20 protein-coding genes and 2 tRNA genes are annotated in these 21468 nt (G+C 60.1%); 2 read left to right on the top strand and 20 right to left on the bottom strand.

Annotated elements, in window-relative coordinates; translation table 11 throughout:
* Window positions 1–9: 9 nt before the first annotated feature.
* Window positions 10–423, bottom strand: coding sequence for a VOC family protein (locus BUQ73_RS02125; RefSeq protein WP_054885629.1), 414 nt, complete (start codon window positions 421–423; stop codon window positions 10–12).
* A 60-nt stretch (window positions 424–483) separates the two neighbouring features.
* Between BUQ73_RS02125 and BUQ73_RS02120 the strand changes: the two genes are divergently transcribed.
* Entirely contained in the window at window positions 484–786 is a 303-nt protein-coding gene (locus BUQ73_RS02120) for a putative quinol monooxygenase (RefSeq protein WP_079226479.1), read from the top strand.
* Window positions 787–866: 80 nt separating this feature from the next.
* Here the strand turns inward: BUQ73_RS02120 and BUQ73_RS02115 are convergent, their stop codons facing one another.
* From BUQ73_RS02115 to rlmE, 16 genes are all read right to left on the bottom strand, one after another.
* Window positions 867–1217: a BON domain-containing protein gene (locus BUQ73_RS02115; protein WP_079226478.1), complete on the bottom strand. Its 351-nt coding sequence runs from the start codon at window positions 1215–1217 to the stop codon at window positions 867–869.
* 262 nt (window positions 1218–1479) lie between these two features.
* Entirely contained in the window at window positions 1480–3585 is a 2106-nt protein-coding gene (pnp, locus tag BUQ73_RS02110) for a polyribonucleotide nucleotidyltransferase (RefSeq protein ID WP_027917682.1), read from the bottom strand.
* Between the two features lie 249 nt (window positions 3586–3834).
* Complete coding sequence (gene rpsO / locus BUQ73_RS02100; protein ID WP_012274241.1) at window positions 3835–4104, bottom strand: 30S ribosomal protein S15; 270 nt, start codon at window positions 4102–4104, stop codon at window positions 3835–3837.
* Between the two features lie 149 nt (window positions 4105–4253).
* On the bottom strand, window positions 4254–5171 hold the full coding sequence (gene truB, locus BUQ73_RS02095) for a tRNA pseudouridine(55) synthase TruB (RefSeq protein ID WP_027917683.1): 918 nt from the start codon (window positions 5169–5171) through the stop codon (window positions 4254–4256).
* 3 nt (window positions 5172–5174) lie between these two features.
* Window positions 5175–5573: a 30S ribosome-binding factor RbfA gene (gene rbfA / locus BUQ73_RS02090; RefSeq protein WP_033696035.1), complete on the bottom strand. Its 399-nt coding sequence runs from the start codon at window positions 5571–5573 to the stop codon at window positions 5175–5177.
* 116 nt (window positions 5574–5689) lie between these two features.
* Window positions 5690–8230, bottom strand: coding sequence for a translation initiation factor IF-2 (infB, locus tag BUQ73_RS02085; protein WP_079226476.1), 2541 nt, complete (start codon window positions 8228–8230; stop codon window positions 5690–5692).
* Window positions 8231–8257: 27 nt separating this feature from the next.
* On the bottom strand, window positions 8258–9739 hold the full coding sequence (gene nusA, locus BUQ73_RS02080) for a transcription termination factor NusA (RefSeq protein ID WP_027917685.1): 1482 nt from the start codon (window positions 9737–9739) through the stop codon (window positions 8258–8260).
* Between the two features lie 59 nt (window positions 9740–9798).
* Window positions 9799–10257 (bottom strand): ribosome maturation factor RimP, encoded by a 459-nt coding sequence (rimP, locus tag BUQ73_RS02075; protein WP_033696040.1) that lies wholly within the window; start codon window positions 10255–10257, stop codon window positions 9799–9801.
* A 130-nt stretch (window positions 10258–10387) separates the two neighbouring features.
* A tRNA-Met gene (locus BUQ73_RS02070) sits at window positions 10388–10464 on the bottom strand.
* A 100-nt stretch (window positions 10465–10564) separates the two neighbouring features.
* Window positions 10565–10650, bottom strand: a tRNA-Leu gene (locus tag BUQ73_RS02065).
* Window positions 10651–10671: 21 nt separating this feature from the next.
* Complete coding sequence (secG, locus tag BUQ73_RS02060) at window positions 10672–11067, bottom strand: preprotein translocase subunit SecG (protein WP_060484224.1); 396 nt, start codon at window positions 11065–11067, stop codon at window positions 10672–10674.
* 4 nt (window positions 11068–11071) lie between these two features.
* A complete protein-coding gene (gene tpiA / locus BUQ73_RS02055; RefSeq protein WP_079226475.1) occupies window positions 11072–11827 on the bottom strand; it encodes a triose-phosphate isomerase in 756 nt (251 codons plus the stop codon).
* Between the two features lie 66 nt (window positions 11828–11893).
* Window positions 11894–13234: a phosphoglucosamine mutase gene (gene glmM, locus BUQ73_RS02050; protein WP_079226474.1), complete on the bottom strand. Its 1341-nt coding sequence runs from the start codon at window positions 13232–13234 to the stop codon at window positions 11894–11896.
* Between the two features lie 16 nt (window positions 13235–13250).
* Window positions 13251–14102 (bottom strand): dihydropteroate synthase, encoded by an 852-nt coding sequence (folP, locus tag BUQ73_RS02045; protein WP_079226473.1) that lies wholly within the window; start codon window positions 14100–14102, stop codon window positions 13251–13253.
* Window positions 14103–14110: 8 nt separating this feature from the next.
* Window positions 14111–16015 carry an ATP-dependent zinc metalloprotease FtsH gene (gene ftsH / locus BUQ73_RS02040; protein ID WP_060509363.1) on the bottom strand — a complete coding sequence of 635 codons (1905 nt, stop codon included), beginning with the start codon at window positions 16013–16015 and terminating at the stop codon, window positions 14111–14113.
* A 203-nt stretch (window positions 16016–16218) separates the two neighbouring features.
* Window positions 16219–16845 carry a 23S rRNA (uridine(2552)-2'-O)-methyltransferase RlmE gene (rlmE, locus tag BUQ73_RS02035; RefSeq protein WP_079226472.1) on the bottom strand — a complete coding sequence of 209 codons (627 nt, stop codon included), beginning with the start codon at window positions 16843–16845 and terminating at the stop codon, window positions 16219–16221.
* A 102-nt stretch (window positions 16846–16947) separates the two neighbouring features.
* On the opposite strand from rlmE, the gene yhbY reads away from it, so the two are divergent.
* The gene (yhbY, locus tag BUQ73_RS02030) at window positions 16948–17256 is read left to right on the top strand and encodes a ribosome assembly RNA-binding protein YhbY (RefSeq protein ID WP_027917692.1); all 309 of its coding nucleotides are present in this window, start codon (window positions 16948–16950) and stop codon (window positions 17254–17256) included.
* Window positions 17257–17268: 12 nt separating this feature from the next.
* Here yhbY and BUQ73_RS02025 read toward each other — a convergent pair whose 3' ends face one another.
* Genes BUQ73_RS02025 through carB form a run of 3 tightly spaced genes read right to left on the bottom strand, consistent with a single transcriptional unit; the run spans window position 17269 to window position 21396 of the window.
* The gene (locus tag BUQ73_RS02025) at window positions 17269–17718 is read right to left on the bottom strand and encodes an MFS transporter (protein ID WP_079226471.1); all 450 of its coding nucleotides are present in this window, start codon (window positions 17716–17718) and stop codon (window positions 17269–17271) included.
* Window positions 17696–18178: a transcription elongation factor GreA gene (greA, locus tag BUQ73_RS02020; protein ID WP_177326679.1), complete on the bottom strand. Its 483-nt coding sequence runs from the start codon at window positions 18176–18178 to the stop codon at window positions 17696–17698. The genes BUQ73_RS02025 and greA overlap by 23 nt, the downstream gene beginning before the upstream one ends.
* Window positions 18175–21396, bottom strand: coding sequence for a carbamoyl-phosphate synthase large subunit (carB, locus tag BUQ73_RS02015; protein WP_079226470.1), 3222 nt, complete (start codon window positions 21394–21396; stop codon window positions 18175–18177). The genes greA and carB overlap by 4 nt, the downstream gene beginning before the upstream one ends.
* Window positions 21397–21468 lie beyond the last annotated feature (72 nt).

The following is a 21468-nucleotide window of genomic DNA, read 5'->3' as shown; positions in this document are numbered from 1 at the left end:
GGCCAGCTATTACACCAGCCGCTGCCCCGACACCGATGGGTGATACAGCGGCTGCACCTTGTTCCCCGCAGGGTCCAGCAGGTGGAAGCTGCGCGCACCATCACCATGATTGAACGGTTTGTCGAGCAAGGTCACTCCACGCGCCTTGAAGTACTGGTACCAGGCCTCCAGCTCTTCCACGCTATCGACGATGAAGCCGTAATGGTCGAGGGTCTGCAGCCCATTGGCCGCCCCTGCCCCACGCCCCAGCGACAGATTGTCGTTACCGCAGGTCAGATACACCAGGTCCTCGTTGGCCCGGTTCAACACCTCCATGCCCATCACATCGACGTAGAAACGCTCGCACTCCTCCAGGTTGGGCACCAGCAGGGCAATATGGCGCAGGCCATTCAGGCGACCGGGACGAGCAGGTAATTCGGACATTGGCGCGACTCCATTTTTGTATACAATTCAGGATAGAATTTAAAACAAAAGGATCGTCCTGTGTATAGCCTGTTCATCAAGACCCGTGTAAAACCTGGTTGCGCCGAAGCCTTCCTGACCGCCATCAAGGTCAATGCCGCTGCCTCCGTCGCTACCGAACCAGGTTGCCTGGTGTTCGACGTATCCCAGGACAGGCTCGACCCCGACGTGATCTACCTGTACGAGATCTACCGCGACGATGATGCGTACGAAGCGCACACGCAGACCGCACATTTCCGCGACAGCCGCCCGCAGGTCGAGCCTCTGATCATCGAACAGGAATGCTTCGAGAGCGATGTGATCGCCCGCAATCCGGTGTATTGAACGCCCATGAAAAAGCCCCGGCACAGGCCGGGGCTTTTTCAGTGAAGGTGGCCAAATCCGTTTGGCCGACGGGACATTCCTTATTCGGCTTTCAGGCCATCAGCGGAAACGGCCTTCACGCCTTTGATTTTCTTGGTGATATCAACCGCCATTTTTTTCTGCGATTCGGTAATGGCAGTGGTCGACGACAGAGATACGACACCTTTGTTGGTCTCGACCTTGATGTCGCTGCCTGGAATGCCCTTCTCGGTCATGAGGTCCGATTTCACCTTGGTAGTGATCCAGGTGTCCGAGGTCGCTTCCTTGGCTTTGGTCACCTCACCGGCCGCGATCGTCATGGGGGCCTGGGTGGACTGTTGGGCGAACGCCGCGTTAGCCATGGTCAGGGTCAGAGCGGTAGCAGTAGCGGCAGCAATGGCGAACTTCTTCATGTGGGTCACTCCTGTTTTTCGAAAGGTCTGCGCCGTAAGTCCTGGCGGCAGGTAAGAGTGTAGTTGCATGTGCTGTGCCAGCTTTACCGTTTCGCTTGTTTCCTTATAAATCAATGACTTATGAAAATATCCAGATAGTAGCAGTCGTGCATTTTGCAATCAGGCCACAAAACCTGCATGCAAGATGCAAGTCCGCAAAAGGTTCCCGGAGCGCATAAAAAAAGGGCCCCGAAGGGCCCTTTTCCTGAAGCGTGTCAGTCGCTTAGACGCCCGAGGCCTTGGCCGCGGCAACGTCCTTGATCGACAGCTTGATACGGCCGCGGTTGTCCACGTCCAGTACCAGTACTTCGACTTCCTGACCTTCTTTCAGCACGTCGGTGACTTTCTCTACGCGAGCGTCGCTCAGCATCGAGATGTGCACCAGGCCGTCCTTGCCAGGCAGGATGTTGACGAAGGCGCCGAAGTCGACAATACGCTCGACCTTGCCGACGTAGATCTTGCCGATCTCGGCTTCGGCGGTGATGCCCAGGATGCGCTGCTTGGCAGCCTCTGCCGCTTCCTTGGTTTCGCCGAAGATCTTGATCGAGCCGTCGTCTTCGATGTCGATCGAAGCCTTGGTCTCTTCGCAGATGGCGCGAATGGTGGCGCCGCCTTTGCCGATGACGTCACGGATCTTGTCGGTGTCGATCTTCATCGCGATCATGGTCGGGGCGTTGGCCGACAGCTCGGTACGCGACTCGCCAATGATCTGGTTCATCTGGCCGAGGATGTTCAGGCGCGCTTCCAGGGCCTGGCCCAGGGCGATTTCCATGATCTCTTCGGTGATGCCGTTGATCTTGATGTCCATCTGCAGCGCGGTAACACCTTTGGCGGTACCTGCAACCTTGAAGTCCATGTCGCCGAGGTGGTCTTCGTCACCCAGGATGTCGGTCAGGACTGCGAACTTGTCGCCTTCCTTGACCAGGCCCATGGCGATACCGGCAACCGGAGCCTTCATCGGCACACCGGCGTCCATCAGAGCCAGGGAAGCACCGCAAACCGAAGCCATGGAGCTGGAACCGTTGGATTCGGTGATTTCCGAAACCACGCGGATGGTGTACGGGAACACGTCAGCGGCTGGCAGCATGGCCTGAACCGAACGACGGGCCAGACGGCCGTGACCGATTTCGCGGCGGCCGGCACCACCCATGCGACCACACTCACCTACCGAGAACGGTGGGAAGTTGTAGTGCAGCATGAACGGGTCTTTTTTCTCGCCTTCGAGGGTGTCCAGCAGCTGGGCGTCACGCGCAGTACCCAGGGTCGCAACGACCAGGGCCTGGGTTTCGCCACGGGTGAACAGCGCCGAACCGTGAGTCTTCGGCAGCACGCCGACTTCGATGTTCAGCGGGCGTACGGTCTTGGTGTCGCGGCCGTCGATACGTGGCTTGCCGTTGACGATGTTTTCGCGAACGGTGCGGTATTCGATTTCGCCGAAGATGTCTTTGACTTCACCAGCCGAAGGCTGGCCTTCTTCACCGGAGAACTTGGCAACGGCCTGATCGCGCAGCTCGCCCAGGCGTGCATAGCGGTCAGCCTTGACGGTGATGGTGTAGCCCTGCGAAACGGCTTCGCCGAACTCGGCGCGGATGGCGTTGAACAGTTCGGTGTTGGCAACGGCCGGTTTCCAGTCCCAGGTCGGCTTGGCAGCTTCTGCGGCCAGCTCTTTGACAGCCTGGATAACAGCCTGGAATTCGTCGTGGGCGAACAGCACGGCGCCCAGCATCTGGTCTTCGGTCAGCTCTTGGGCTTCCGACTCAACCATCAGCACGGCATCGGAAGTACCGGCAACGACCATGTCCAGGCTCGAGGCAGCCAGTTGCTCGTAGGTCGGGTTCAGCAGGTAGCCGGTGCTTTCGTGGAAAGCAACGCGGGCAGCGCCGATCGGGCCTTCGAACGGAATGCCGGAGATCGCCAGGGCAGCCGAGGTACCGATCATCGCAGCGATGTCCGGATCGGTCTTCTTGCTGGTGGAAACGACGGTGCAGACAACCTGCACTTCGTTCATGAAACCTTCAGGGAACAGCGGGCGGATCGGACGGTCGATCAGGCGCGAGGTCAGCGTCTCTTTCTCGGAAGGACGGCCTTCACGCTTGAAGAAGCCACCCGGGATCTTGCCGGCGGCGTAGGTCTTTTCCTGGTAGTGGACCGACAGCGGGAAGAAACCCTTGCCTGGGTCGGCCTGCTTGGCGCCAACCACGGTCACCAGCACGGTGACGTCGTTGTCGACGGTAACCAGCACGGCGCCGGTTGCCTGACGGGCGATACGGCCCGTTTCGAGAGTAACGGTCGATTGACCGAACTGGAATTTCTTGATTACCGGGTTCACGGTTTCCTACCTTTTTCAGTGGCTCTGGGGGAACTGGTTTCTTGCGAATTCTTGGGCAGAACGGGGAATCGGCCCCATTGACCGTCCAGATACAACACGAGGTTGGGAGCCTGGCTACTGCGCGGTAAACCGCTCAGCAAAACCAGGCTGCCAACCTCGGAGATACGCGTGGCGTGTCCGACGGCGATGCTGCAAAGCAGCATAGCCGAAGCCTGCGACACGCCATGCACACCACTGACCAGGCCGCTATTAGCGACGCAGGCCCAGGCGACCGATCAGGGCGCTGTAACGAGTGGTGTCTTTGCCCTTCAGGTAGTCCAGCAGCTTACGACGCTGGTTAACCATACGGATCAGACCACGACGGGAGTGGTGGTCTTTACCGTTGGCCTTGAAGTGGCCTTGCAGCTTGTTGATGTTCGCGGTCAGCAGAGCAACCTGAACTTCCGGGCTACCAGTGTCGCCAGCGGCTTGCTGGAAGTCGGTAACGATTTGAGCTTTTTCTTCAACGCTGAGGGCCATGAGGCTTCTCCAAATTAAACGGATCCCGCAAGCGGGGTCCAATAGGCCAGGGACAAAACCCTGTATTAATAAAATGAGCTGTGACCGTGCCTACTGACAGCCACCCTCAGTCCACCGGTTTCAGCCTAAGCCTGCGCCTGTGGTTTCGGTCATTCCGACCGAATCAGTCGACGCGGCGCAATGCGCCCGTCTTCGCTCACTTCACCGATACCGATGAAGCGGCCATTATGATCCTGTACGCGGACCATGCCGAACTGCGGTGCATCCGGCGCACGCACTGCCTGGCCATGCAGCCAGTAGAAAGCGCTGTGCTCGGACAGGCACACCAGTGGCCAGTCCTGCAGCCCGCTGTCGGACGGCATCAGGAAGCGATCGAGCGCTTCGTTGCCACCTTCGGCATGGGCCTGCTCGAGTTCCTCGAGGGTTACCGTCTGGGCCAGGGCGAATGGCCCGGCCTGGGTCCGGCGCAGCTCGGCGACATAAGCGCCGCAGCCCAGGGCCTCGCCGATATCCTCCACCAGGGTACGGATATAGGTGCCTTTGCTGCAGCCAACCGACAACCGTGCACGGGTGCCTTCGCACTCGAGCAACTCCAAGCGGCCAATAGTAACAGAACGCGCCTCGCGCTCCACTACCTCTCCTGCACGCGCCAGTTTGTAAAGCGGCTGGCCGTCGCGCTTGAGCGCCGAGTACATCGGCGGTACTTGAAGGATTTCACCGCGAAACCGCGGAATCACGGCTTCGATATCGGCGCGACCAACGGTCACCTCGCGGGTCTGCAGGACTTCGCCCTCGGCGTCCGCGGTGCTGGTAGTCTGCCCCATCTGCATGACCGTTTCGTAGCCTTTGTCAGAATCGAGCAAGTACTGCGAAAACTTGGTCGCCTCACCGAAGCACAGCGGCAGCACGCCGGTGGCCAGCGGGTCGAGGCTGCCGGTGTGGCCGGCCTTCTCGGCATTGAGCAACCAGCGAACTTTCTGCAACGCGGCGTTGGAAGTGAAGCCCAGCGGCTTGTCGAGCAGGATGATGCCGCTGACGTTGCGGCGGATACGTTTGACCTGGGCCACCGCTTACTCCTTGGCGTCCGGCTCGTCGGCATCCTTGTGCAGGCGGTCTTCGGCCACTGCACGTTCGATCAGCGCCGACAGGTGGACACCTCGGCTGACACTTTCATCGAAGTGGAAGTGCAACTGCGGCACGCTGCGCAGCTGCATCGAGCGGCCCAGGTGCAGGCGCAGGAAGCTTGCGGCGCTGTTCAGTGCCTTGAGCGACTGCTGCACGGCGTCTGGCGCTTCTTCGCCCATGACGGTGATGAAGACCTTGGCATGGCCCAGGTCGCGGCTGACATCCACTGCGGTGATGGTCACCAGACCGACGCGTGGGTCTTTGACTTCACGGCGGATCAGTTCGGCCAGCTCGCGCTGCATCTGATCACCGATACGTTGGGTACGGCTGTATTCTTTGGCCATTCTTGCTACCTGTAACTTAAAGCGGCAAACGCCCGGTGAGGCTGAAGCCTGACCGGGCGCTACCTACTGAGGCGCTGCCCACCGCCCTGCGGCGGGGGCTGGCGCCCTGCTCACCCTTAAAGGGTACGAGCAACCTGGACTTTCTCGAAGACTTCGATCTTGTCGCCGACCTTGACGTCGTTGTAGCTCTTGACGCCAATACCGCACTCCATGCCCGAACGAACTTCGGATGCGTCGTCCTTGAAGCGACGCAGCGATTCCAGCTCGCCTTCGAAGATCACAACGTCGTCGCGCAGTACGCGGATCGGACGGTTGCGGTACACGGTACCTTCGATGACCATACAGCCAGCGATGGCGCCGAACTTCGGCGAACGGAACACGTCACGCACTTCGGCGACACCCAGGATGTTCTCGCGAACATCGCTGCCGAGCATACCGGTCAGAGCCTTCTTGACGTCTTCGATGATGTCGTAGATCACGTTGTAGTAACGCATATCCAGACCTTCCTGCTCGACGATCTTGCGCGCGCCAGCATCGGCACGCACGTTGAAGCCGAACAGTACTGCATTCGAAGCCAGCGCCAGGTTGGCGTCGCTTTCGGTGATACCACCGACACCGCCACCAATCACGCGCACCTGAACTTCGTCGTTACCCAGGCCGCCGAGCGAGCCCTGCAGTGCTTCCAGGGAACCACGCACGTCGGTCTTGAGGACGATGTTGAGGGTCTTCTTCTCTTCCTGACCCATGGTCTCGAAGATGTTTTCCAGCTTGCCTGCGTGAGCACGGGCCAGCTTGACTTCGCGGTACTTGCCTTGACGGAACAGGGCAACTTCGCGGGCCTTCTTCTCGTCGGCAACCACGGACAGCTCGTCGCCGGCTTCCGGGGTACCGTCCAGGCCGAGAATCTCGACCGGGATCGACGGGCCGGCTTCCTTCACAGGCTTGCCGTTCTCGTCGAGCATGGCACGCACGCGGCCATAGTTGGAGCCGCACAGGACCATGTCGCCCTGACGCAGGGTACCGTCCTGAACCAGGATGGTCGCCACCGGGCCACGGCCCTTGTCCAGGCGCGATTCAACCACAACGCCACGACCTGGAGCGGTCGGGGTAGCGGTCAGCTCGAGGATCTCGGCCTGCAGCAGGACGGCTTCGAGCAGTTCGTCGACACCGGTACCCATCTTCGCCGAAACCTTGACGAACGGAGTGTCACCACCCCAGTCCTCGGAGGTCACGCCTTCGACGGCCAGTTCGTTGCGGATGCGATCGAGGTCGGCACCCGGCTTGTCGATCTTGTTCACTGCAACCACCAGCGGAACGCCAGCTGCCTTGGCATGCTGAACGGCTTCGCGGGTCTGCGGCATCACGCCGTCGTCCGCCGCCACCACCAGGATGACGATGTCGGTCGCCTTGGCACCACGAGCACGCATCTGAGTGAACGCAGCGTGGCCCGGGGTATCGAGGAAGGTGACCATGCCGCGGTCGGTTTCCACGTGGTAGGCGCCGATGTGCTGGGTAATACCACCGGCTTCGCCAGCAGCAACCTTGGCACGACGGATGTAGTCGAGCAGCGAGGTCTTGCCATGGTCAACGTGACCCATGACGGTAACCACAGGTGCACGCGACTCGGTCTGGCCTTCGAATTTCAGCGATTCTGCCAGGGAGTCTTCCAGGGCGGTGTCGCTGACCAGGGTGACCTTGTGGCCCAGCTCTTCTGCGATCAGCTGAGCGGTTTCCTGGTCGAGCACCTGGTTGATGGTAACCGGGGTGCCCATCTTGAACATGAACTTGACCACTTCGGCGCCCTTGACGGACATCTGGTTGGCCAGTTCCGAGACGGTGATGGTCTCGCCGATGGTCACGTCACGAATGACTGGGCCGGTCGGGTTCTGGAAGCCGTGCTGGTTACGCTTCTTCAGCTTGCTCTTGCCACCACGGCCACGACGAGCGCCATCGCTCTCTTCGTCGGTGGTGCGCGGTGCGGCACGAGGAGTCGGAGCCTTTTCCTTCTCCTTGACCTTGACCTTGATCGACACGCGCGGCGCTTCGCCACGACGCTCGCCACCACGACGGTCTTCGTCACGGGTGCGGCCTTCGTTGCGACGGGCTTCGTCCTTCTTGCGCTCGGCAGCACGGGCTGCAGCGTCCTCGGACGCTGGAACGTCGGCGACTACCGGAGCTGGAGCTGCGGCAGGCGCTGGCTCGGCCTTGGCGACAGGCGCCGGGGCTGTAGCTGGCGCATCGGCTGCCTGACGGCGAGCCTGCTCTTCATTGCGCTGGCGAACTTCGGCCTCGACCTTGTCGCGAGCGGCATTTTCAGCCGCGCGGCGCTCATCCTGCTCACGCTTCTGCTCAGCCTGGATTTCTTCAGGGCTGCGCTGCACGAAAACTTTCTTCTTGCGTACTTCTACGCTGATGCTCTTGCTACCGGCGACACGCAGGGTGCTGGTGGTCTTGCGCTGCAAGGTAATCTTGCGCGGCTCTTCCGCCTTGCTCTTGTGGCTGCTCTTCAAATGGGTCAGCAGAGTCTGCTTCTCATTGTCGGTCACTACCTGACCGGCGTCGGTGTGCGGCAGACCTGCCTCACGCATCTGCTGCAGCAGGCGCTCTACCGGTGCCTCGACCTCTTGGGCCAGTTCTTTCACCGTGACTTGCGTCATGCACTTCTCTCCTCAGGCCGCGCCTAATTACTCGAACCAGTGGGCTCGGGCGGCCATGATCAACTTGCCGGCACGCTCTTCGTCGATGCCGTCGATGTCGAGCAGGTCGTCAATCGACTGCTCGGCCAGGTCTTCGCGGTTAACCACGCCGCGCACCGCCAGTTCCGCTGCCAGGTCCTTGTCCATACCCTCGAGAGAGAGCAGGTCGTCGGACGGATGGGCGTCTGCCAGTTTTTCTTCGGTAGCGATGGCCTTGGTCAACAAACGGTCCTTGGCACGAGCGCGCAGCTCATTGACGATATCTTCGTCAAAGCCATCGATGTTGAGCATTTCTTCCAACGGTACGTAGGCAATTTCTTCGAGGCTGGTGAAGCCTTCGTCGACCAGCACTTGGGCCAGCTCCTCGTCGACTTCCAGTTCATCGATGAAATTGCGCAGGATGTCGCCGGTTTCAGCCTGTTGCTTGGCCTGGATGTCCTTCTCGGTCATCACGTTCAGGGTCCAGCCAGTCAGCTGACTGGCCAGGCGAACGTTCTGACCACCACGGCCAATAGCTTGTGCCAGGTTGTCTTCGGCAACGGCAATGTCCATTGCATGGGCATCTTCATCAACGATGATCGCCGCGACTTCGGCCGGCGACATGGCGTTGATGACGAACTGCGCCGGGTTCTCGTCCCAGAGGACGATATCCACACGCTCACCACCCAGCTCGCCGGATACGGCCTGGACGCGCGAACCGCGCATGCCGATGCAGGCACCTTGCGGGTCGATGCGCTTGTCCTTGGAGCGGACGGCGATCTTGGCACGCGAACCCGGATCACGGGAGGCAGCCATGACTTCAATGAGACCTTCAGCGATTTCCGGCACTTCGATGCGGAACAGCTCGATCAGCATCTGCGGCGCGGTGCGCGACAGGATCAGCTGAGGGCCGCGGTTCTCGGTGCGGATTTCCTTGAGCAGCGCACGCAGGCGCACACCGACCCGGAAGGTCTCACGTGGAATGATATCTTCGCGGGCCAGCAGGGCCTCGGCGTTGTTACCCAGGTCAACGATGACGTTGTCACGGGTAACTTTCTTGACGGTGCCGGAGATGATCTCGTTGACCCGCTCGCGGTAAGCGTCGACCACCTGGGCGCGCTCGGCTTCACGGACCTTCTGCACGATGACCTGCTTGGCGGTCTGCGCGGCGATACGGCCGAACTCGATGGACTCGATCTTTTCTTCGATCACATCACCGACTTTCGCTTCCGGGTGAGTGTCCTTGATCTTGTCCAGCCAGGTTTCGATCGCCGGGTCGTCCAGGTCGTTTTCGTCGACCACGGTCCAGCGACGGAAAGTCTCGTAGCTACCGGTGTGGCGGTTGATTTCCACACGCAGGTCGACTTCGTCCTCAAAACGTTTTTTGGTTGCAGTAGCCAGGGCCACTTCCAGCGCTTCGAAAATGACGCCGGGCGGTACACCTTTTTCGTTGGATACCGATTCAACAACCAGCAGTACTTCTTTGCTCATCGTACGCCTCGCCTTGCGCAAGCCATTGGGCCCGGATAGTCCGCCGGGCCCGGCACGTCTCAGTCAAAACTGGGAATAATATTGGCCTTGTCGATCGAGTCGATCGGCAGCAGGAACTCTTGATTATCCACCTGGACAACCACGTCCTGATCCTCCACACCGCGGAGAAGGCCCTGGAAGTTACGACGACCCTCGAAGGGTGAACGCAGCTTGATCTTCACTTGTTCGCCGGCATGCGAGGCAAACTGTTCCAGAGTGAACAGTGGGCGATCCATGCCTGGAGAGGAGACCTCAAGGGTATATTCGCTGCTGATCGGATCTTCCACATCGAGGATCGCGCTGGCCTGACGGCTGACCGCTTCGCAGTCGTCCACCAGGATGCCGTCTTCCTTGTCGATATAGATGCGCAGTACCGAATGCTTACCCTGGGATACGTATTCGATCCCCCAGCACTGATAGCCCAGACCCTCGACCACCGGGGCCAACAAGGCCTGCAACTGTTCTAGCTTGCTCGACACCTGAACCCCCTCGTGCATGCTGTGCAAATAAAAAATGGGCGAAGCGCCCATCCCTGAAAGCGCCGTAGGACAACGACGCCGTAAATTGTTCGGCTAGCAAAAAGCCCCTGAAAAGGGGCTCCGCTGAAGCTGGTTGCGGGGGCTGGATTTGAACCAACGACCTTCGGGTTATGAGCCCGACGAGCTACCAAGCTGCTCCACCCCGCGACAAAGCTGGGGCGAAAGTATAAGACTTAACCTGCTTAGGGGTCAAACCCAAACCTTCACCTGCAAGAAAGCCCGCTAAAGCGGGCTCTCAAGCTTCAATTGGTACCGAGAAGGGGACTCGAACCCCTACACCCTATGGGCACAACCACCTCAAGGTTGCGTGTCTACCAATTCCACCACCTCGGCAATACTACTACTTGAAACCCGTTACTTCTGCTCTTCAGCCGGAGGAGGTACATCACCTTTGCTGGTGGTTTCGCTCTTCTGCTCTTGGAGCACCGGTACATCATCATTAACTGCCGGTTTTTGCGGCTCTTTCACTTCTAGCACCGCTGGATCTGGAAGACCTGCTTGGCTAAGCTGGTGAGCTTGTTGCTTCGCGAAGTATCCTAACCCAAGTGCTGTCAAAAAGAAAGTGGCAGCGAGTATAGCAGTTAATTTACTCAGGAAGGTAGCAGAACCTTGGCTCCCGAACACAGTGTTTGAGGCACCTGCGCCGAAAGATGCACCTGCTTCCGCACCCTTACCCTGTTGCAACAGAACCAGCACTACAAGCGACAGCGCTGCCAACAGATGAAAAACAACGATAACTGTTTCCAGCATTTGTTCAGTTTCCTGCGGCGCGACAAATTGCACCGAATTCGTCTGCGTTCAGGGACGCTCCACCAATGAGCCCCCCATCGATATCCGGCATGCCGAACAGTTCGGCCGCATTGGCCGCCTTCACGCTGCCGCCGTAGAGAAGCTGCACGTTTGCGGCAACTTCGGCGTCTTCGGCCGCCAACTGAGCACGGATGGCAGCATGCACATCCTGAGCTTGTTGAGGCGAAGCCGTCAAACCTGTGCCAATGGCCCAAACCGGCTCATAAGCAATAACTGCATTGGCAAAAGCTTTAACACCGAACGCGTCGATGATACTGCTTAGTTGACCCCCGACAACTTCGAGTGTCTTGCCTGCCTCACGCTCTTCGAGGGTCTCCCCTACGCAGAGCACCGGCATTAAACCACTAAGTTGAGCGGCTGCAAACTTATCTTTCAGCACTTCTTCACTTTCGCCGATGATCTGGCGACGTTCGGAGTGGCCAATCAAGACCAACTTGCAACCTGCTTCAACCAACTGACTGGGTGCAACTTCACCCGTCAGCGCGCCTTGTTCAGGCTTTACCGCAGAATTCTGTGCTCCAACAGTGATCCCCTTGCCTTGCAGCCCATCAACCACTTGATTGATGAACAGCGCCGGTGGGAACACCGCAACTTCAACACCGTTCGGCACGGACATATTGCCCAGGCCCAGGATCAGCTCAGCGACGCTGGCGCGGGTACCGTGCATCTTCCAGTTACCAGCTACCATGGGGCGACGCATGCTTTACCTCGTCGGTCAAAGTGGGCGCAGATCTTACCCAACCCGATCTGCGCTGGCAAGCCTATTTCAGGCACAAACTTCTGCGACCAGCTTGGCCAGGGCTTCAGCGTGGCCGCGCACCTGGTTTTCGTCGTCACCTTCGACCATCACCCGCACCAAAGGCTCGGTGCCGGACTTGCGCAGCAGCACACGCCCGCGCCCGGCCATGGCCTCGGTCACCTTGGCGCTGGCCTCCTTTACTGCCGGATGCGCCAGGGGGTCGACCTTGCTTGCGCCAAAACGCACGTTGATCAACACCTGAGGGCATTTGCGCAGTGCCTGACGCGCCTGTGCCAGGGTCTCGCCACGGCGCTTGAGCGCCATAAGCACCTGCAACGCGGCAATGATCGCATCACCGGTGGTGGTGTGGTTACAGCACACCACATGCCCGGAATTTTCGCCACCGAGCAACCAGTCACGCTCGAGCAGTTCGGCCATCACATAGCGATCGCCTACCTTGGCCCGTACGAAGGGGATATCCAGGTCCTTGAGCGCGAGCTCCAGGCCAAGGTTGCTCATCAGGGTCCCAACCACCCCGCCCTGCAACTTGCCACGCTCGTGCAGGTCGCGGGCAATGATGAAGAGCAACTCGTCGCCATCGACGATGGCCCCGGTGTGATCGACCATCAATACCCGGTCACCATCGCCGTCGAAGGCGATACCCAGGTCGGCATGCCCCACCAGCACGGCGGCCTGCAACGATTCAATGTGGGTCGAGCCGCAGCCCTCGTTGATGTTCAGGCCGTCTGGCTGCGCGTGCAGCACGGTCACATCGGCGCCGAGCTCGCGAAACACGCTCGGGGCAACCTTGTAGGTGGCACCATGGGCGCAATCGACCACCAGCTTGAGGCCGTCGAAACTGGTGCTGCTTGGCACACTGCTCTTGCAAAACTCGATATAGCGGCCGGCCGCGTCGTTGATACGGGAAACCTTGCCCAGCTTGCCCGACTCGACAACGGTCATCGGCTGATCAAGCAACTCTTCGATCATCAGCTCGACTTCATCAGGCAGCTTGGTCCCTTGCCCTGAGAAGAACTTGATGCCGTTGTCATCGTGTGGGTTGTGCGAGGCACTGATGACGATGCCCGCCTCAGCATGGAAGGTGCGGGTCAGGTATGCGATGGCCGGTGTCGGCATCGGACCGAGCAACATCACGTCAGCACCGGCTGCAGACAAACCAGCTTCGAGTGCGGACTCGAACATGTAACCGGAAATACGCGTGTCTTTGCCCACCAGCACACGGCAATTGCCTTGCTTGCGGAAGGCCATGCCGGCAGCCCAGCCCAGCTTCAACATGAAATCCGGAGTGATCGGGTATTCACCGACGCGGCCACGGATGCCGTCGGTACCAAAATATTTTCTGCTCATAGGGACTCCAATGTTCTTATTCGGCGTTCTGTATCGCGGCAATCATGCGCACCACATCAACGGTCTCAGCCACATCATGGACGCGCAGGATGCTGGCCCCCTTGGTCATGGCCAGAGCCGCCAGCGCCAGGCTGCCGTACAGTCGCTCACCGACCGGACGATCCAGCGTCAGGCCGATCATGCTCTTGCGCGAAACGCCCACCAGCAGCGGGCGCCCAAGGCGGTAGAGCGCTTCCATGTGCTTGAACAGGCTGAGGTTGTGCGCCAGCGTCTTGGCGAAACCGAAGCCCGGATCAAGAATGATTCGTTCGGCGGGGATGCCCGCCGCTGCGCAAGCGGCCATCCGCTGTTCAAGATAGCGCGTTACGTCGGCAGTCACATCTTCGTAATGCGGGTCGTCCTGCATATTCCCGGGTTCACCTCGCATATGCATCAGGCAAACCGGCAAGCCAGTGTCCGCCGCCGCATCCAGGGCACCATCGCGCTCCAGGGCACGCACGTCGTTGATCAGGCCGGCGCCCAGCCGCGCCGACTCGCGAATGACCGCAGGCGTTGAGGTATCGACCGAAATGACCACATCGAAGCGGCTGTTGATGGCCTCGACCATTGGCGCCACACGCTCGATCTCTTCGGTGACCGAAACCGCACGCGCGCCGGGGCGGGTCGACTCGCCACCGATGTCGATCAGCGTGGCGCCTGCCGCGATCATCGCCTCAGCATGCCGCAACGCCTCGTCGCGCTGGCTGAAACGCCCGCCATCGGAGAAAGAATCGGGAGTGATGTTGAGAATACCCATGACATGGGTACGAGACAGATCAAGAACCCGGTTGCCGCAAGGCAACCGGGTCGGGTACTGCACTGAGCTCATAGATGCCCTTAGTGTTGAGCTGCTGGGCCGCCGATCGGCGATTCCGGGCGATCATTCTGGGCAGTCGGAGTGCCCGAATCCTTGTCATCGTCCCAGTCACGGGGTTCGCGCGGAGTACGACCAGCCATGATGTCGTCAATCTGATCGGCATCAATGGTCTCGTACTTCATCAGGGCTTCGGTCATTGCCTCGAGCTTGTCGCGGTTATCGATCAGCAGCTGCTTGGCAGTGGCGTAGCACTGGTCGATGATGCTGCGCACTTCGGAGTCGATCAGCTTTGCTGTCTCGCCGGATACACTGGCGTGCTGGCTGCCGGCACTGCGACCGAGGAACACCTCGCCCTCCTCCTCCGCATACATCAGCGGACCGAGTTTTTCCGACAAGCCCCATTTGGTGACCATGTTGCGAGCGATCTGGCTGGCTCGCATGATGTCGTTGGAAGCACCCGTGGTGACACCATCGAAGCCCAGGGTCATTTCTTCGGCGATCCGGCCGCCGTACAGCGAGCAGATCTGGCTGATCAACGCGCGCTTGGAAAGGCTGTAGCGGTCTTCTTCGGGCAGGAACATGGTCACACCCAGGGCACGACCACGCGGGATGATCGAAACCTTGTAGACCGGATCGTGCTCAGGCACCAGGCGACCGACAATTGCGTGCCCAGCCTCGTGATAAGCGGTGTTTCTCTTTTCCTTCTCGGACATGACCATGGTCTTGCGCTCGGCGCCCATCATGATCTTGTCCTTGGCCAGTTCGAACTCTTTCATTTCGACCAGGCGCTTGTTGGAGCGAGCGGCAAACAGCGAAGCCTCGTTGACCAGGTTGGCCAGATCGGCACCGGAGAAGCCTGGGGTACCACGGGCAATGACCGCCGGGTTGACGTTTTCGCCAACGGGCACTTTGCGCATGTGCACCTTGAGGATCTGTTCACGACCGCGGATGTCCGGCAGACCGACCACGACCTGACGGTCGAAGCGACCAGGGCGCAGCAGTGCAGGGTCGAGCACGTCCGGGCGGTTGGTGGCGGCAATGACGATGATGCCATCGTTCATTTCGAAGCCGTCCATCTCCACCAGCAACTGGTTGAGGGTCTGCTCACGCTCGTCGTGACCACCGCCCATGCCGGCGCCACGGTGGCGACCCACAGCGTCGATCTCGTCGATGAAGATGATGCACGGCGCGTGCTTCTTGGCCTGTTCGAACATGTCACGGACACGGCTGGCGCCGACACCGACGAACATCTCGACGAAGTCGGAACCAGAAATGGTGAAGAACGGCACCTTGGCTTCACCGGCAATGGCCTTGGCCAGCAGGGTCTTACCGGTACCCGGCGGGCCAACCATCAGCACACCGCGCGGAATGCGACCACCCAGGCGCTGGAACTTGCCCGGGTCACGCAGGAACTCGACCAGCTCGCCAACCTCTTCCTTGGCCTCGTCGCAACCGGCGACGTCAGCCAGGGTGGTCTTGACCTGGTCTTCGGACAGCAGGCGCGCCTTGCTCTTGCCGAAGCTCATCGGCCCGCCCTTGCCACCTGCACCGCCTTGCATCTGGCGCATGAAGAACATGAACACGGCGATGATCACCAGGATCGGGAAGCTTGCCACCAGCAGCTGAGTCCAGATGCTCTGCTGCTCAGGCTGCTTGCCTTCGACGACCACGTGGTTGTCGACCAGATCGCCGATCAGGCCATTGTCGGTGATGGCCGGACGCACGGTCTTGAAGTTGTCACCATCGGCGCGCTTGCCGGTAATGATGTAGCCGTCGACGGTCACACGCTCGACCTTGCCATCCTTGACCTGCTGGATGAAGTCGGAATAGTTGAGGGTCTGCGGCTCGTTAGGGCTGGAGAAGTTGTTCATCACTGTCACCAGGACAGCTGCGATGATCAACCACAGGATCAGATTCTTTGCCATGTCGTTCAATTCGCTACCCTCTGAGGCCGGCGCACGACGCAGCCGTGCCTCGCATGATATTCATCGCCCTAACTTACTACATTACCTACGCATCCGCAGGCACCGTCTGTAACCCTTTGTGAAACCTAGACTACACGAAGTTCGGACGATCCAGACGCTGCGGCCGATTGGAAATAACTATCAGCCGCCGCGCTTCACGCCTTTCAAACGCCTTTGAAACCTTTGCCCAACAGGTACTGCTCGCGGGATCGGTCCCGGGAAGAGGACGGCTTGCGCATTTGCACCTTGTCGAACTTGGTGCGCACGTCCTTCAGGTACATGTCGAAGCCTTCGCCCTGGAAAATCTTGATCAGGAAATCACCGCCAGGCTTCAACACCCGGGCTGCCAGATCCAGAGCCAGTTCGCAGAGGAACATGGCGCGCGGCATGTCCACTTCGGGCGTACCACTCATATTGGGGGCCATGTCGGAAATCACAAGGTCTACGTGCGAATCGCCGACCGCCGCGAGGATCTGCTGGAGCACTGCGTCATCGGTGAAGTCGCCCTGAATGAAGGTCACATCGGGGATCGAGTCCATTTCCAGGATGTCAGAGGCGATCAGGCGGCCCTGACCACCAATCAGACGACTGGTCACCTGCGACCAGCCCCCAGGGGCCGCGCCGAGGTCGATCACGCTCATGCCGGGGCGGATCAGACGGTCCTTTTCCTGGATCTCCAGCAGTTTGTAGCTCGCACGCGAGCGGTAGCCATCCTTCTGTGCCTGCTTAACAAAAGGGTCGTTGAAATGCTCTCGCAGCCAGTTTGCGCTGCTTTTGGAACGTTGTACCACGGGGCACCTCGATGATATGCGTCGTGATTGACTGGGCGGAGCCGGTGGCCCTCGGGTAAAATGCCGGTCAATTTTACAGAATCAGACGGAAAGGGTCAGATTATGCCGCTCAATAACGAGCAGAAGAAGCAATACAAGTCCATTGGTCATGACCTGAAGCCGGTCCTGATCGTTGCTGGCAACGGTTTGAACGAAGGCGTGATCGCCGAACTGGAGCGTGCGCTGGTCGACCACGAACTGATCAAGGTCGAAATTCGCTCGGAAGATCGCGAAGAGCGCGCTGCTGTCATTGCCGAGCTGTGCAAGGCAGGCCGTGCGGAACTGGTGCAGACCATCGGCAAGAAAGCCCTGATCTACCGCAAGAACCCACAGCCGAATAAGCAGCTGTCCAACATCCACCGCTACAAGTAACGGTGGCTCCGATCAGTGGCGCGCCTGGCGCGCCCTGACCGGGACCGGCTGGGCCACCAGCACGATGCCGGAGAAGCCCAGCACCAGGAAACAGAACATCTGCCAGCGCTCGCCGACCGAGATGCCGTAGCGCAAGGTGTAATACCCCACGCAGGCCGCAAAGCCCAACAACAGCATCTGCCCGCGAAACTGCCGCCACCAGGCCGCCAGGCCGTCCACCCTCGCCAGCACCGCCAGCTGGGTCAACAAGCCAAGCAATGCCACACCGATCAACCAGCGGTCGATCTGCCCGGCGACATCCTGCACCAGCAAGGGTGCCAGGCCACTGACTTTCAGCGCCGGCACCAGCCCTACATGGAACACCCACAGGCCACCGACCCAGAAAACCTGAGCCAGTTGCCAGAGGATCCCCTCGAGGGATGGCGCCCGCAGGCGCCGATCAGATGTGTTTGACTTCGACAATCTCGTACTCGACCGTACCGCTTGGCGTCTTGACCACCACGGTGTCACCTTCTTCCTTGCCAATGATGGCACGGGCGATTGGTGCGCTGCTCGAAAGCTTGCCTTGTTTCACGTCAGCTTCATCTTCGCCAACGATCTGGTAGGTCACCTCATCATCGGTCTCGGTGTTGGCCAGCACCACTGTGGTGCCGAAAATCACCTTGCCGGTGTGGGCGATGGTGGTGACGTCGATCACCACCGAGTTCTGCAGACGGCCTTCGATATCGCGGATACGCGCCTCGACCATGCCCTGCTCCTCACGGGCGGCATGGTATTCGGCGTTTTCCTTGAGGTCGCCCAGCTCACGCGCTTCACCAATGGCTTGGCTCAGACGCGGGCGCTCGGTCTTGCTCAGGAAGGTCAGCTCCTCTTCCAGGGCGCGAGCGCCCTGGACGGTCATCGGGTACTTGGTCATGCTCATGCTTTGAGTCCTGCATGCAGATCCTGCAGGCGACGAACAGTCTTCTCGGGACCGAATTTCAGCGCCTCGCAGATGGCTTCACCAGCCGCAATGGTAGTGGTGCAGTAGATCTTGTGCTGCAGCGCATTGCGACGAATCGAGTAGGAATCGGCGATCGACTGGCGGCCTTCGGTGGTGTTGATGATCAGCGACACTTCGTCGTTCTTGATCATGTCGACCACGTGCGGACGACCTTCGGTCACCTTGTTCACACGGCGCACTTTCAGGCCAGCCGCTTCGATGACCTTGGCAGTACCCGCCGTTGCAACCACTTCGAAGCCCAGGGCGATCAGGTCGCGTGCCACGCCAGCCACTTGCGGCTTGTCGTCGTCACGCACGCTGATGAACGCGGTACCGCCGGTCGGCAGCACTTCGCTGGCACCCATCTGGGCCTTGGCGAAGGCTTCACCGAAGCTGTCACCGACACCCATGACTTCACCGGTCGATTTCATCTCAGGGCCGAGGATCGGGTCAACCCCTGGGAACTTGGCGAACGGGAAGACGGCTTCCTTGACGCTGTAGAAGTTCGGGATGATTTCCTGAGTGAAGCCCAGCTCTTTCAGGGTTTTGCCAGCCATGACGCGGGCAGCGATCATTGCCAGGGAGGTGCCGATGCACTTGGAAACGAACGGCACGGTACGCGAGGCACGCGGGTTGACCTCGATCACGTAGATCTTGTCGCCCTGCAGGGCCAGCTGCACGTTCATCAGGCCGACAACGCCCAGTTCCAGGGCCATTTTCTTGACCTGTACGCGGACTTCGTCCTGCACTTCCTTGCTCAGCGAGTAAGGCGGCAGCGAGCACGCCGAGTCACCGGAGTGAACGCCGGCCTGCTCGATGTGCTGCATGATCGCGCCGATCACTACGTCGGTGCCGTCGCAGACCGCGTCCACGTCCATCTCGATGGCGCAGTTGAGGAAGTGGTCGAGCAGTACCGGGCTGTCGTTGGAAACCTGTACAGCTTCACGCAGATAACGTTTGAGCTCGTCCAGTTCGTAGACGATCTCCATGGCACGGCCACCCAGTACGTAAGATGGGCGTACGACCAGCGGGTAACCGATGCTGCCAGCAGCACGGATGGCTTCATCTTCGCTGCGCACGGTGGCGTTTGGCGGCTGCAGCAGGTTCAGGCGTTGAACCATCTGCTGGAAGCGTTCACGGTCTTCGGCGCGGTCGATGGCGTCCGGGCTGGTACCGATGATCGGTACGCCGGCTTCTTCCAGGGCACGAGCCAGTTTCAGCGGAGTCTGGCCGCCGTAGTGAACGATGACGCCCTTCGGCTTCTCGACGCGGCAGACTTCCAGCACGTCTTCCAAGGTCAGCGGCTCGAAGTACAGGCGGTCGGAAGTGTCGTAGTCGGTGGAGACGGTTTCCGGGTTGCAGTTGACCATGATGGTCTCGTAACCGTCTTCACGCAGCGCCAGTGCGGCGTGTACGCAGCAGTAGTCGAACTCGATACCTTGGCCGATACGGTTCGGGCCGCCACCCAGGATCATGATCTTGTCGCGGGTCGACGGGTTGGCCTCGCACTCTTCCTCATAGGTCGAGTACAGGTAGGCGGTGTCGGTGGCGAACTCGGCGGCGCAGGTGTCGACGCGCTTGTAAACCGGGAACACTTCCAGCTTGTGGCGGTGACGGCGCAGGTTCTTGTCGGTGATGCCGAGCAGCTTGGCCAGGCGCTGGTCCGAGAAGCCCTTGCGCTTGAGGCGCAGCATGTAGTCCTTGTCGATCGACGACAGGGCCAGAGTCTTGACCTTTTCTTCTTCCTTGATCAGATCTTCCATCTGAACCAGGAACCACATGTCGATGCCGGTCAGGGCGAAGATTTCTTCGCAGGTCATGCCCGAACGCATGGCGTCGGCGACGTACCAGATACGCTCGGCACCCGGCACGGTCAGTTCGCGCTTGAGGATACCAGCGGCTTCCGGGCTGGCCAGGTCGACTTTCGGATCGAGGCCGCAGGCACCGACTTCCAGGCCGCGCAGGGCTTTCTGCAGGGATTCCTGGAAGGTACGGCCGATGGCCATGACTTCACCCACGGATTTCATCTGGGTGGTCAGGCGGGCGTCGGCTTTCGGGAATTTCTCGAAGGCAAAGCGTGGCAGCTTGGTGACGACGTAGTCGATCGACGGCTCGAAGGACGCCGGGGTGCGACCACCGGTGATGTCGTTCTGCAGTTCGTCGAGGGTGTAGCCAATGGCCAGCTTGGCGGCGATCTTGGCGATCGGGAAGCCGGTGGCCTTGGAAGCCAGGGCGGACGAACGCGAAACGCGCGGGTTCATCTCGATCACGACCATGCGACCGGTATCCGGGCAGATACCGAACTGCACGTTGGAACCGCCGGTTTCGACACCGATTTCACGCAGCACCGCCAGCGAGGCGTTGCGCATGATCTGGTATTCCTTGTCGGTCAGGGTCTGTGCCGGCGCTACGGTGATCGAGTCACCGGTGTGCACGCCCATCGGGTCGAAGTTCTCGATGGAGCAGACGATGATGCAGTTGTCCTTCTTGTCACGGACCACCTCCATCTCGTATTCCTTCCAGCCGATCAGCGATTCGTCGATCAGCAGCTCTTTGGTCGGCGACAGGTCCAGACCGCGGGTGCAGATCTCTTCGAATTCTTCACGGTTGTAGGCGATACCGCCGCCAGTGCCGCCCATGGTGAACGACGGGCGGATGATGCACGGGAAGCCGAGCTTCTCGAGGACCGCGTTGGCCTCTTCCATGCTGTGGGCGATGCCGGAACGCGGGCATTCCAGGCCGATGTCCTTCATGGCCTTGTCGAAGCGCGAACGGTCTTCGGCCTTGTCGATGGTGTCGGCGTTGGCACCGATCATCTCGACGCCGAACTTTTCCAGAACGCCGTGGCGCTCCAGGTCCAGGGCGCAGTTCAGTGCAGTCTGGCCACCCATGGTCGGCAGCACCGCGTCCGGGCGCTCTTTTTCGATGATCTTGGCCACCGACTGCCATTTGATCGGCTCGATGTAGGTGGCGTCGGCCATGGCCGGGTCGGTCATGATGGTGGCCGGGTTGGAGTTCACCAGGATGACGCGGAAACCTTCTTCGCGCAGGGCTTTACAGGCCTGGGCGCCGGAATAGTCGAATTCGCAGGCCTGGCCGATCACGATCGGGCCAGCGCCGAGAATCAGGATGCTTTTGATGTCTGTACGTTTTGGCATGGTTGTCACTCAAATCCGCGGGTCAGTCGGCAAGCCGTCTTGAACAATCTGGGTCAGGCGCTTCCGGGCGCG

It is taken from the genome of Pseudomonas putida (assembly GCF_002025705.1).
Lineage (GTDB): Bacteria > Pseudomonadota > Gammaproteobacteria > Pseudomonadales > Pseudomonadaceae > Aquipseudomonas > Aquipseudomonas putida_J.
The sequence above is the reverse complement of the archived record's forward strand: the minus strand, read 5'-3'. Positions and strand labels throughout refer to the sequence as shown.